At 38.3% G+C, this 12,358-nt stretch carries 12 protein-coding genes; 5 read left to right on the forward strand and 7 right to left on the reverse strand.

The features are described 5' to 3' along the window. The first annotated feature begins 20 nt into the window (after positions 1-20). The gene (locus WIW89_RS07445; protein WP_337701087.1) at positions 21-395 is read left to right on the forward strand and encodes a winged helix-turn-helix domain-containing protein; all 375 of its coding nucleotides are present in this window, start codon (positions 21-23) and stop codon (positions 393-395) included. Here WIW89_RS07445 and WIW89_RS07450 read toward each other — a convergent pair. From WIW89_RS07450 to WIW89_RS07470, 5 genes are read right to left on the reverse strand one after another with little or no spacing between them, the layout of a single operon-like run. Then, a complete protein-coding gene (locus WIW89_RS07450) occupies positions 388-1,512 on the reverse strand; it encodes a tRNA (guanine(26)-N(2))-dimethyltransferase (protein ID WP_337701085.1) in 1,125 nt (374 codons plus the stop codon). The genes WIW89_RS07445 and WIW89_RS07450 overlap by 8 nt on opposite strands. After that, a complete protein-coding gene (locus WIW89_RS07455) occupies positions 1,499-2,422 on the reverse strand; it encodes a helix-turn-helix domain-containing protein (protein ID WP_337701083.1) in 924 nt (307 codons plus the stop codon). The genes WIW89_RS07450 and WIW89_RS07455 overlap by 14 nt, the downstream gene beginning before the upstream one ends. Continuing rightward, a complete protein-coding gene (locus WIW89_RS07460) occupies positions 2,409-2,828 on the reverse strand; it encodes a DUF61 family protein (RefSeq protein ID WP_337701081.1) in 420 nt (139 codons plus the stop codon). The genes WIW89_RS07455 and WIW89_RS07460 overlap by 14 nt, the downstream gene beginning before the upstream one ends. Before the next feature lie 4 nt (positions 2,829-2,832). Then, entirely contained in the window at positions 2,833-3,528 is a 696-nt protein-coding gene (locus tag WIW89_RS07465) for a fibrillarin-like rRNA/tRNA 2'-O-methyltransferase (protein WP_337701079.1), read from the reverse strand. Positions 3,529-3,534: 6 nt separating this feature from the next. Continuing rightward, positions 3,535-4,764, reverse strand: a complete 1,230-nt coding sequence (locus WIW89_RS07470; RefSeq protein WP_337720295.1) for a C/D box methylation guide ribonucleoprotein complex aNOP56 subunit — start codon at positions 4,762-4,764, stop codon at positions 3,535-3,537. Between the two features lie 61 nt (positions 4,765-4,825). Here WIW89_RS07470 and WIW89_RS07475 point away from each other — a divergent pair, with 61 nt between their 5' ends. Genes WIW89_RS07475 through WIW89_RS07490 form a run of 4 tightly spaced genes read left to right on the forward strand, consistent with a single transcriptional unit; the run spans position 4,826 to position 9,356 of the window. Beyond that, entirely contained in the window at positions 4,826-4,981 is a 156-nt protein-coding gene (locus WIW89_RS07475; RefSeq protein ID WP_156005929.1) for a 30S ribosomal protein S30e, read from the forward strand. A gap of 32 nt (positions 4,982-5,013) precedes the next feature. Then, entirely contained in the window at positions 5,014-6,357 is a 1,344-nt protein-coding gene (gene gatD, locus WIW89_RS07480; RefSeq protein ID WP_337720296.1) for a Glu-tRNA(Gln) amidotransferase subunit GatD, read from the forward strand. Beyond that, positions 6,335-8,239, forward strand: coding sequence for a Glu-tRNA(Gln) amidotransferase subunit GatE (gene gatE, locus WIW89_RS07485; RefSeq protein ID WP_337720297.1), 1,905 nt, complete (start codon positions 6,335-6,337; stop codon positions 8,237-8,239). Before gatD ends, gatE begins: the two co-directional genes overlap by 23 nt. A 55-nt stretch (positions 8,240-8,294) precedes the next feature. Beyond that, entirely contained in the window at positions 8,295-9,356 is a 1,062-nt protein-coding gene (locus WIW89_RS07490; RefSeq protein ID WP_337720298.1) for a hypothetical protein, read from the forward strand. On the opposite strand, the gene WIW89_RS07495 is transcribed toward WIW89_RS07490, so the two are convergent. After that, positions 9,318-9,725, reverse strand: coding sequence for a transcriptional regulator (locus WIW89_RS07495; protein ID WP_337708364.1), 408 nt, complete (start codon positions 9,723-9,725; stop codon positions 9,318-9,320). The genes WIW89_RS07490 and WIW89_RS07495 overlap by 39 nt on opposite strands. Positions 9,726-9,789: 64 nt before the next feature. Continuing rightward, positions 9,790-12,288, reverse strand: coding sequence for an adenosylcobalamin-dependent ribonucleoside-diphosphate reductase (locus tag WIW89_RS07500; protein WP_337701067.1), 2,499 nt, complete (start codon positions 12,286-12,288; stop codon positions 9,790-9,792). Positions 12,289-12,358 lie beyond the last annotated feature (70 nt).

The following is a 12,358-nucleotide window of genomic DNA, read 5'->3' on the forward strand; positions in this document are numbered from 1 at the left end:
GATAATTCGGTGATTTTAGAATGGAGTCAAGTTCTTCATCATATGAGGATCTTATTTATCAAAAGATAAAGGAGGCGGGCGAAAAAGGAATTCCCTTAAAAGAACTCATTAAGGAACTCGGACTTGATAGTAGGACAGCTAATCTCGCCATACGTAAGTTAATGAACAAGAAAGTTATAAGGAAGAACTCAGTTAAAGAAAATGGCAAGACAGTTGTTAAGTATTTTATTAATGAGGAGCCGACGCTCATAACGGTTAACTTAGACAATATAATTGAGATACCTTGTTTTACGTGCAAGAATTTGACTAAATGTGGAAATGGAAGTGTGGTCTCACCCACAACTTGTACCTACTTATCTAAGTTTATACTAATGAACATAAAAGGAGCTAGTTAACCTTAATACACTCTACAACTTCTTCAAAGTTTTTACTGGTTTTTATTCCTACAGTATCAAAGTGAGTAGCTGAAGCTTCTTTTAAACATTTTATGACTTTATCTTTAGGTGGTACGTTTCTTTTCAATCTTGGCGAAATAAAATCAAGTTTATAATAAGGTTCTTTGTATTCTGCTTCGACTGAAATTATCGAGATTAACCTAGATATAGTACTAAATGTAGATAGATAATTAAAGTGAACTAACCCCTCTTTAATCTTGTTGATCATATTTTTATCGTAAATTTCCCCATCCCAAGCAGGGCCGTAAGCTTTCATTGATGCCCCACATTTGGGGCATGTGGCATGTTGATAATAAACTGACTTATCTCTATAACCACACTTTGGACATTCATAATAGTAAACTAGTCTAGAAAGTAAACTGTCTGCCTTTTTAGCACCACCTTCTACCTTAAAAAATACCCTATAATAGTAGTCATGATAGAAGGAGAATACTGGTATTGCAGCTTTCTCTACTACTGCAGCTTCCCTTATCGCTTTTCCTATTAGCCCCCTTATTCCTACCTCTTTCGAAAAACTTAGTCTATCACAAATAATATCGTATTTTCTTCTAGCTGAGGATTTAGAGGAACAAACTAGAGCTGATAGATCAGTCGCAGTAATCCCGACATAGCCCCCTCTTATAACTGAGTGGAAAGATGCTAGTAGGAAAGGTGCAGGTGTTCCAAAGGGATCAATGTCTACGAAGTCAGCTTTAACTTCATAAAGTAAGGAGTTTGCATCTTTATTAAATACCTTACCTTTAATGTTATTGATCTTTATATTTTCATTTATTAATTCAACAGCTTCTTTACTTAAATCATTAAATATCACTTCTTCGACGCCTTCTACCTCTTTAAAGTACCTTATTCCTCTTATTCCAGTTGCTGACAATGCATCTACTATGCGTCTAGGTCTAATTATATTCAAAAATAGCACACTTATGTCTCTATTTAATTCCATTCTTGGGTTGTAGAAAACCGGAGCCCAACTAGGATCGAACTTACCTTCTTTTTCATATTCTTTAGGATCTGGGACTAGAATTTCAGCTTTTCCTTCCCGTATTTTAGTTAATTTCATTTTCGATCTTATCTATATCTTCTACAGTGTATGCATTGAAACTCTCTTTTTCATAAGCCTTGAGCGTCTTAGATGTTTTGGCAATGACCACTAGTTCACCGTTAACTTTAGAAACTAACTTACTTGCCTCATTAAATTTCTTTAGAGAAGTTGAAACGTTTTCTGCTTCAATACAGAAGAACATCTTTTTATTATCTCTGGAAGCCGCAAGGTCTACAGTAGTAAAATTAAACCTGACTATCTTATATCCGTTTCCCACTAACTTTTTAACTAATAAGCTTGTTACATCTCTATCATTCCCTACATCCAAATCCTTGTCATCAACTTTTACATCTTCTGTCTTAAAATCACTTATTATGTCCCCTAATATTCTCTCTCCGAACATATCTACTAGTTTTTCGGCTACGTCAATTGATACGTAGGAGTCCTCTTTTTCATAATCATAAATCGAAATCCTAGATACTCCCAGCTTCTCTGCTAATTCACCCAAGCTCATACCTTTTTCTTCTCTTATCTTTCTAAGTTCTTTAGAGTTTATCTTTACGAAAATACCCCCTCTGGTTTTTAGCAAGAATATTTTCTCACCGCTAACTACTTTCTCAAACGTAGTGGAGCTCATTACCAGCACCTTATCCCTATCATTTATAACTTCCTCGTCTACCTGATCGTCTATTAAGATAGGTAATGCGCCACTTAACGTAGCCATTTTCTTTAAGTCTTTTACTAGTTTGCTGTTATGGACGTATTTGCTGGAAGTTACTTTTAATATAAATGAACGCGAGTTATCTGCACTATCGCTCTTCTTTCTTGCAATTATATCTATAGATTTGTTTTTTTCTGGATAGTGAATGATAGAATAATCATAATACCCCCTTAACAAAACTCTTTCTATCTCGTTAATAGTACTCATCGTTTTCATCACCACTACTAAGAGAGCCTAATGGACTTAATGTAATAAACACGAGAGACTTATATTCTTTTATAATCTTTTCTACATCACCTATTGTCATATAACTTTTTATATCTTTCTTCAATAACGCAGAAATTGCCTTATTTTCCCACTCTGAACCATTTAAAACATACTCACCTGGATTTAGAGTTTTAACAATTACAAAAGGGATCTTAACTAAATCCCATAAGTAAAGGGGGAGATTTTTAGATAGTTTTTCTAACTCTTCCTTCTTGAAGTAGTGTTTAAAACCGCCGTTAACTTTTACGTAATTGTTACCGTCTAGAGCTTGCTTTAACGTTACGAATTCTTGTGGGTAATAAGAAATAGTTCCTTTAATTCCTATGTCGAAAATTTTATCGAACATGGTTTCACTTAAGTCTCGCCAATACCATCGCGTGATCTTTGTCGTAAGGGTCTAGTTGAATTACTTCGATCACATCGAATCCTTTTTCTTCTAATTTTTTAGCCTCACTCTTATAGATTTCTTTGGGATCTTTAGTTACATCTATACTTCTGGCTTTTATTGCCATCATTAGATAACCTTTATCCTTCAAGAAAAACTCAGCGTTATAAATTGCTATATCGGTCTCATCTGGCTGTGCAATATCTACATAAACCACATCAACATCCTCAACTAGAGCCCTATAGTATTGTGGAAATCTAGCGTCTGCCAAAATAGGGAATAAATTAGGTCTGTGCTGGGCAACCAGAATAAGTTCCCTGACTACTCTAGGAGAGAACTCAACAGCATAAACTTTACCTTGCATTTCAACAATATCCGATACGTGACTTGGAGTTGTTCCTGAAGCAGCTCCTAGATAAAGAACCTTTGTATTCCTTGTTATTGGATTGTGTTTAAGCCCTTTCTGAATTGCTCCTGCAAGCTTACTTCTAAAGGAGTTCCATTCCCTATATTCAATACCGTTTACTTTGATCAATCTCTCGCCGTAAACATTATGGCCTGGTGCTAGATTCTTCGTACAAAGCCTTACAGTCCCGTCATTATATACGCACTCATAGATGTTATCAAACTCGCTTTTCTCAACCTTGACTACTTCTGACATAATTTCTCACTCTCGCTTGTTCTTCTTTTTTCTCTTTTCATTCTTTTTACCTTTTTGTTTCGGCTTAGGTTGTTGCTCCTGGACTTTTTTAGGTGGAGGCTGAGCATACTTTGTCTTAATCTCTTCGATCCTCTTCTTAAGTTCCTCATTTAACTTATCACCAATAAACCTACCGCTGAACTGATCTACTCTAGCAGCTATTGCTAACTTTGCTGCTAAAGCTCTAGCAATTTTACCCCTCTGCCATCTGGGGGATGTGTGAATATCGGGATATTGAAAGATGACACCGTGCTTTGGTGGTCTACCTTTCTTTCTTAACGCCCTAAAGAGTGCTTTTTCAGCTCCTAAGACTTGTATAGTACTTGCTGGCATTTTAGCTAAGTCCTCAAGACTTCCTGCTAAACTTAAAAGCCTAGCTCCCAGAGTAGGCCCCACAAGTGCGGTTATATTCGGAGCAACTTCTTTCATTACCGACTCTATATAATCAGTTAGCTCTCTTCTAATTCTGTATAACTCTAAGATAGTATCACTTAGCATTCTAACTGACTTAATATCTACATCTGTAACATCTGCTCCAATACTTTTTTTAGCCGCAGTAAGAAGTCTCTGTGATTTCTCTTTGCTTAATCCCAATTCTATCAGTCCTTCCTCATTTATCTCGTCTCTATAGCCGAACTTGGAAACTATTGATGCATATAATTCATGATCGTCAATTAAATTATCCAATTCTGGGAAATGGATGCTGTACCATTCCCTTAATCTCTCGGAGAATAAGTTGATAGTCTTATCTATATCGTCAATTGCTCTTATAGCCTGAATCGCTAGTAGATCCCTTTTACTTGCTGCGCCCCTTAGTTTCCTTCTTGTATATTCAAAGGATACTTCATACAAGAAGGAGTAAAGTTCTTCTTCTGATGTAACAAACTTAGTTTCTAAAGCTACTTTAGGAAGAGATTGCCTGAAAGTCTTACTTCCAATATTATGAATTTCTACTGATGCCTTCACTCCGCTCTTTTGAAGCTCTGGTATTTCAGCCTCATTCTCGACTACAACCTCGTCTGGCCTTAACTTACTTATTAATTCTTTTGCTGAGGGTAGGGGAGTTCCCTTCTCGTTTTCTATAAGAGCTTCCACAACCTTACCTAAATCTTTAGGATTTAATACATAATCTAATAGCTTCCCTTGCTCGTCATATGCAAAGGATCCTATCGCGTGCTCTACTAAGTATATTTTCATCAATTATCAAACCCATTATTTAACATTTAAGTTTAAATTTTTCCTTTACCACATTTTATTTATGCCATCTCACGGTTCATTAACAAAGGCTGGTAAAGTAAGGAACGCTACACCTAAAATGCCTAAAAAGGAGAAGCACAAAGAAGTGCCGAGAGTTAGGAACAAGCTAGAGTACGAGAAGAGAGTACTTAAGGCATCACAAGCTAAAGCTAGGTAAAGATTTTTAGTCCCAGTTTTTCTCCTTTTATTATGTCTGAAACTTACGCAGGTAAGGCACTTGATTTTTTAAAGAAATTTAACTTACAAGAAGGGGATACCATAGAGCTTACAAAAAATGGGGTAATACTAAAAGGAATTATAATGCCCTCTTATTCTTCATCTGATGACATTTTAGTCATAAAACTTGATAACGGATATAACATCGGTATATCCGTAGATAGTATATCCGAAGTTAAGCTGATAAAGAGAGGAGAAAAAAGAGAGGAGAAAAGGGCAGAGGAGAAAGCGGTTAAAGACAAGAGTGAAGTCGTTATAATCAGCACTGGAGGCACTATAGTAAGCAAAATAGAATACGATACCGGTGCTGTAAGACCTGCTTTGACAACTGAAGAAATTCTCAAGTTCATGCCTGAGATAAACGAGATAGCTAAAATTGACGCAAAAGTTTTGTTTTCCATACTTAGCGAGAATATGAAGCCTGAATACTGGATAAAAATAGCAAACGAAGTAAAGAATGCTTTAGATAAGGGAGCAAAAGGAGTAGTTGTCGCTCACGGAACTGATACTATGGCTTACACAGCATCAGCTTTAGCATTCTCGCTTAAGAGCCTAACCGGACCGGTAGTTATGGTAGGGTCTCAGAGGAGTAGTGATAGACCAAGCAGCGACGCGCCTATAAACCTTTTGACCTCCGTTCTGGTAGCAAAAGATGCTCCGTTTGCTGAAGTTACGGTTAATATGCATGGGGAATCATCCGATACTTACACCCTAGTCCACAGAGGTGTAAAAGTTAGAAAAATGCATACAAGTAGAAGAGACGCATTCCAAAGTGTTAATGACATCCCATTGGCTAAGGTGTATTATAGGGAAAGAAAAATAGAGATTCTCAGAGACGATTACATAAGGAAGAAGGACGCAAACGAAGTAGACGCTAAGTTCGACCCTAACGTCTTCCTATTAAAGTACTACCCTGGTCTATTGCCGGATATAATCGATTACTTAATGAGTAAGGGTGTAAAAGGTATTATAGTCGAGGGAACTGGTTTAGGACACACATCCTCCGAATTTTATAATGCGTTCAAGAAAGCTACTAAGGACGGTATATTTGTAGGGATGACTTCACAGTGCTTGTTCGGGAGGGTAAACATGAACGTTTATACTACGGGAAGACTCCTTCAGGAAGCTGGGGTAGTACCTTTAGAGGATATGTTACCTGAAACAGCTTTGGTCAAGCTCATGTGGGTTTTAGCTCATGAAACAGACTTAGATAAGGTTAAAGAGCTTATGCTCACTAATTTTGTAGGAGAAATTAATCCGATTCACGTTCCCGAAATGTATCCCAGGTGGTATCATGACAGAATTAGATTACAGTAAGTTAGGGTTAAAAGTAGGATTGGAAATACATCAGCAATTAAATACCTCTCACAAACTCTTCTGCAACTGTGATACATCTCTAAATGAAACCTTTCATGCATCATTAGAGAGGTATTTAAGGCCCTCATTCAGCGAGTTAGGAGAAGTAGATATAGCTGCTTTGTTCGAGTGGCAAAAAGGTAAGAAATATGTTTATAAGTTACCCAAAAACTCATGCCTTGTCGAATGCGACGAGGAGCCCCCTCATTTGATCAACGAAGAGGCTTTGGGCATAGTCACGGCCATAGCCCTTTCACTCCACAGTACGTTAGTTGACGAAGTTTACGTAATGAGGAAAATAGTTATAGATGGCTCCAATACTTCCGGCTTTCAGAGAACAGCTATTATAGCTTTGGGAGGATACATAGAAGTAGATGGTAATAAGATAGGTATACAAACAATTGCCCTAGAAGAAGACGCATCGAGAAAAATAAGTGATAATAAAGATGAAATCGTCTACAACCTAGATAGGCTAGGCGTACCGTTAATAGAGATCTCCACAGCCCCAGACATACATACACCAGAACAAGCTGAAAAGGTAGCCTTTGCAATTGGTCAGTTATTGAGAATGACCGGAAAAGTAAAAAGAGGAATAGGGACAATAAGACAAGACCTAAACGTATCTATTCAGGGTGGAGTTAAGACTGAAATCAAGGGAGTTCAGAGATTAGAGCTCGTCCCGGAGATAATAAGAAACGAAGCGAGGAGACAGTACGAGTTATTAAAGATCAAAGAAGAGTTAACTCAGAGAAGAGGAGTTACTAAAGAGTTGATTCTTGAAAATTATAAGCCTACAGACCTAACTTCGATCTTTGCTTCCACAAATAGTAGACTGGTAAAGAAAGAACTGGAAAAGGGAGCTTTAGTCTACGGAGTTAAGATACCTAAGTTTAGAGGGATTTTCGGATGGGAACTAATGAAAAACAGAAGGTTCGGAACGGAAGTTGCAGATTACGTGAGAGTTTTAGCCGGTCTAGGGGGACTATTTCACTCAGATGAATTACCCAATTATGGAATATCTCAGGAAGAAGTAGACAAGGTAAAGAAAGCATTAAATGTAAGTGAAGAAGACGCTTTCGTACTGGTAGTCGGGGATAAAGCTAGGTTACAACTGGCTCTCGATACGATAAGAGACCGTATTTTATACGCTCTGGAAGGGATCCCAAAAGAGACGAGGACTGCTCTAGAGGACGGAACTACAAAGTTTATGAGACCTCAGCCCGGTTCTGCCAGAATGTACCCAGAGACAGATATACCGCCTAGAAGAATTGACTCTAAGATAATAGAATTAGCAAAGACTTTTATGCCTGAGAAGCCTGAAAGTAAACTGAAAAAGTTTGTGGATCTGGGGTTAAGTAAAGAGCTTGCTACTGCGATGTTAAACAGTACCAAAATAGACCTTTTTGAAGAGCTTGTGAATAAATATTCTCCTAAAGTTTCTCCATCCGTGATTGCCTCAGTACTGGAGGTCAACTTAAAGTACGTAAAGTCTAAGGGAGGAGATATATCAATAATTACCGATGACTTATTAGAGTACATGATAAAGTTACTTTACGAAGACAAGATAAGTAAGGACTCAATTCCTGAAATATTGCTAGAATATTCCTTAACGAAGGAAGATATAAATAAACTCGTGGAGAAATATTCTAAGATTAGTGATGAACAACTGGAGAAGATCGTAGATCAAGTAATCCAAGAAAATATAAGAATTATCGAGGAGAAAGGGGATAAAGCATTTAATGTAATAATGGGTAAAGTAATGTCCAAAGTTAGAGGTAAAGTGGAAGGCAAGAAAGTGGCGGAAATAATATCGAAAAGAATGAAGAATTACCCCCGATCCTGAATTTATGATGAAAAGGCATTTGTCGGATCTCTTAAGATGATGAGCTTGACCGCTTATGAAGCCAAATGATTTGTTAAAGGTAGCCGCTGATTACCCATTACCTTATTTTCCAATAGTGGAATTAGAAGAAAGTGACCTAAACATAGAACAGCTCCCACAATTGTTAAACTATCTTAGTCCAGAAAAAATATTCTGGAGTGAATATGCTAAAATAATTGGACCTGATGGGAGTTCGATAACTACCAGTATGAGTCTTAGAAATAATACTGAACCTATATACGTTAGGACACCGATCAAGAAAGAACAGAGAGGCTGGGACTTTAAGATCAACAGTGAAGTGATAGTAGGATTAATCCGAGACCTAATAAATTGTAAAGAAGGAGAGAGCTATTTTAATCCTTCTCCTTGGACAAGAAAGGATTGGCTAGAAGGTAAAAAAGTCATTATGGAAAGTGGAGAGCTGACAACAATCGACGGTTTAAAGTTTAGAGAACATGAACTAGACAAGAAAACTCCTCCGTTTTCGATAGATATACCCTTCTACAACCCCACCTACTATTATATGAACCCGTTTATACTAAATTTTGACGAGAAAGTAGAAGGAAAATCTAATTTCTTCTCAGTGGAACTTCATAAAGCAATAACCTTTGCCACTGCATCAGAGATCGTACTGTTTAAAGACAACAGATCATTAAGAGTTGAGGGTAGCTCAGAAGTAATAGTAACTAAAAGTACCACGTGGAAAGAAGCTAAACCGTATGAACTAGTGTGGAACTTAAAGGTTCCAATTATACACTTGGACTGTAAACCGCCTTTTAATCTCTCTCTTTATAAACTATATCCTAGCGGCATCGTCCCATTTCTCTTTAGATACAAGAATTACGAACTTACTTTAGGATTAGTGAACCTAAACGACGAGCCTGTAATAGCTAACCTGATCTTATCTGCTAGAATTTCTTCCGCATCTATACTTGATGGAAAAGGAAATGAGGCTGAGAAAATAGAACCTGAGTTCGACAGAGTTAAAATACCTATTCGGAAAAACGGTATAATTTATGTAAAACTCACTCTCAGAAAATTACTTGAAAGTTTTCTCAAGCGAAAAATCATAAGTTGAAGATAGAGTCTCTACTATACAATGTGACATCTGATAACCTTGTTTAATCAGTACTCTTTTTCCTTCAGCACATAACATACAATAATATGATGATATTGAAGCACCGTCTTTACCGTTCTTAGATGAAATAATCCTTATAAAACCTTCTATCATTTCCATAAACTTCTTATCTTTTTTCAAGACATCCTTTATTGCATTACCTCTTCTCTTTTTTATATAATTCTCTACAGCTGCCGGTGTTAAACCCATTAATTCCGCCGTCTTGTAGATCGAAACGTTATTTTCGACAACTAGTTTCTCAGCTATCAAAGCCCTAACAGCAGGTAGGATCTCTTTAACCGAATATTCACAAGGTAATGTAAGTTGCAAACCTTCTCAAGAATATGATACACCGTCATAATTAAAAAATATTAATATTATAATGCTTAGCGTTTCACAACTCACAAGTCTTACAACCACCGCTGTAGGTTTCCGAGACCTCCACATATTTACTTTGGGATATCCTAAGTGAGGAGGGCAGAGGAGACTGTATCTTCTTTTCCTCTTTCATCTTTTTCTCAGCTTCTTCCCTCTCCTTCTTTATGCCGAAGTATATGACCTGTTGCGATTTAGATCTATCTCTGTAAACCGTCACACCTTTGATACCAAGTTTCCACGCCAGCAAGTACACTTTTTCTACCGTTTCTGGAGGCTCTTCACTTCTCAAGTTAATAGTCTTTGACGTACCACTGTCGTTCCACTGTTGCCACGAGGCCTGGTGTAGTAAGTGGAACTCCGGTGGCACTTCGTGTGCAGTCCTAAATATCCTCCTCATACTCTTGGGCATGAAGGGATTCTCTCCTATCATGCCAGTTTCAGCAACTTTCTTAACTACTTCTGGATCGTCAAGCTCGTATTTTCTCAGGTACTCGAGGAATAACGGGTCTATTTCTATAAACTTACCCACAGCTACGTTCCTGATGAAGGCTAATGCGAATAGTGGTTCGATGGAGGACGATGTTCCTGCTATGATTGAGATAGTACCAGTTGGAGCTACCGAGACGACGGTCGAGTTTCTCACACCGTGTTTAATTCTCTCTCCTTTAAGTTGGTCAAAATCGAGTTTGTCAACGACCTCGGTCAGTTTTTTAACTTCTGAACTTACTCTACCTTCAACACCTACCGTTGAGAGGAGTTGCTCAAATGGTAATGCACTCTCCCATATGTCTTTGTAACGTCTTGGGTCGTATGCAGGGAAGACGCCTTTCTCCTTAGCCAGCTCTATTGACGTTTTGAAAGCGTGGTAGTAGATGAACTTGGCTAGCTGGTAAGACAAGTATACAGCATCTATACTGTCGTATTGAATGCCTAACTTGATTAGCATTCTAGCTAAGCCCATAACGCCTAGTCCTACCTTTCTAGTTCTCTTTGTAGCTTCCTCAATCTGTTTCAGCGGGTAACGGTTTGCATCGATCACATTGTCTAACAACCTCACACCGTAACGTATAGTTTCTGCTAATCCTTCCCAGTCAATTACTGGTTTGCCGTTCCTCTCTACTACGAACTTCTCTAAGTTAATTGAACCTAAGTTACAACTCTCCCATGCTAATAACGGCTCTTCACCGCACGGGTTAGTAGCTTGTATCTTGCCCAAGTACCATACGGGGTGCCTCCTGTTAATAGTGTCTATGAAGAGTAGACCAGGGTCGCCACTGTCCCAAGCACCTTTAACGATCTCGTCAAACAGATCCTTGGCATTTACCCACTTCACTATAGCCCCCTCTTTTTCTGCAATAGCCAAAGCCTCGTCAACTGTTATAATAATGCTTTCATCGAGGTAAACTGAACCTCCTCTCTCCTCTAATTCTCTTAGTATTTCTTCTTGTATCCATTCCTCATCCATGTAACCTCTAGCCTTAACAATGTAGTACTCGTAGTCTTTACCAGGGATCTTGGTCTTTCTCGGGTTAATTAGCGGGACTGTCTCACCTCTCTCCACTGCTTTCATGAAGTAGTCGTAAACGCCAACTGATATGTTGAAGTTCTGTAATTGTACGTCCTTCAGCTGACCAGTCTTAGCTTTAATGAAGTCCTCTATGTCAGCGTGCCACGCATGCATTACTCCCATATTTGCCCCCCTCCTCTTTCCACCCTGCTTTACTACGTCAGTAGACACGTCAAAGATCCTCATGAAGGATATGGGGCCTGAGGCTACTCCAGCGGTTGAGGCTACTACATCTCCTTTAGGTCTTAGTTCTGAGAAGTCGAAGCCTGTACCTCCTCCCTGTTGATGAACTACTGCCATAGCCCTTAATGCGTCGTATATTCCTTCACCGTTTTGGGTTACCATTGAGTCTCTGACTGGTATTACGAAGCATGCTGAGAGTATACCTAGCCTTGTACCACTGTTCATTAAGGTAGGTGTGTTTGGTAAGAACTTAAGTTCTGACATTATCTCGTAGAACTTCTCCTCTACTTCTTTCCTCCTTTCCTCGTTTTTTGCCAGAAATGAGGCTACTCTTCTGAACATCATTTGCGGGGTTTCTATGTAGCGGAGTGTGTCGGGGTTCTTAAGTAGATACCTAGCTTCTAGGACTTTCAACGCATTGTATGTTAACAGTAAGTCCTTTGGGTCGAAATCCTTCCATTTGCCTTTGCCGAAAACGTGATTGTAAATCCTTGCTAGGACGAAACGTTTGGCCGTCTCCATCAACTCTGGATAGTCTAATGAGTGTTCTATGAGGTTCCTTTCAACGATATCGGCTATCGTCCTACTGTCTATTGCGTTGTCCTTTGCATTTTGGGCTATGTCGTTTAGTATCCCGTCAATCACTTCTTCTGGTAATGATAGCTTTGAAAAAATCTTTTCGGACTTAAACTCTTCGACTGAGTTATTACGTTTGATGACCTTAAGCTTAGCGAGAGAGAGTACACTGATCTGTACTTTTTGCATTAGTTATCATCTATTCTTCTCAAATGATATAAATAAGTCATAGCCGAATTAACTATGGTATTACCATATA

The sequence above is a fragment of the Stygiolobus sp. CP850M genome, assembly GCF_037389425.1.
Taxonomy (GTDB): Archaea; Thermoproteota; Thermoprotei_A; order Sulfolobales; family Sulfolobaceae; genus Stygiolobus.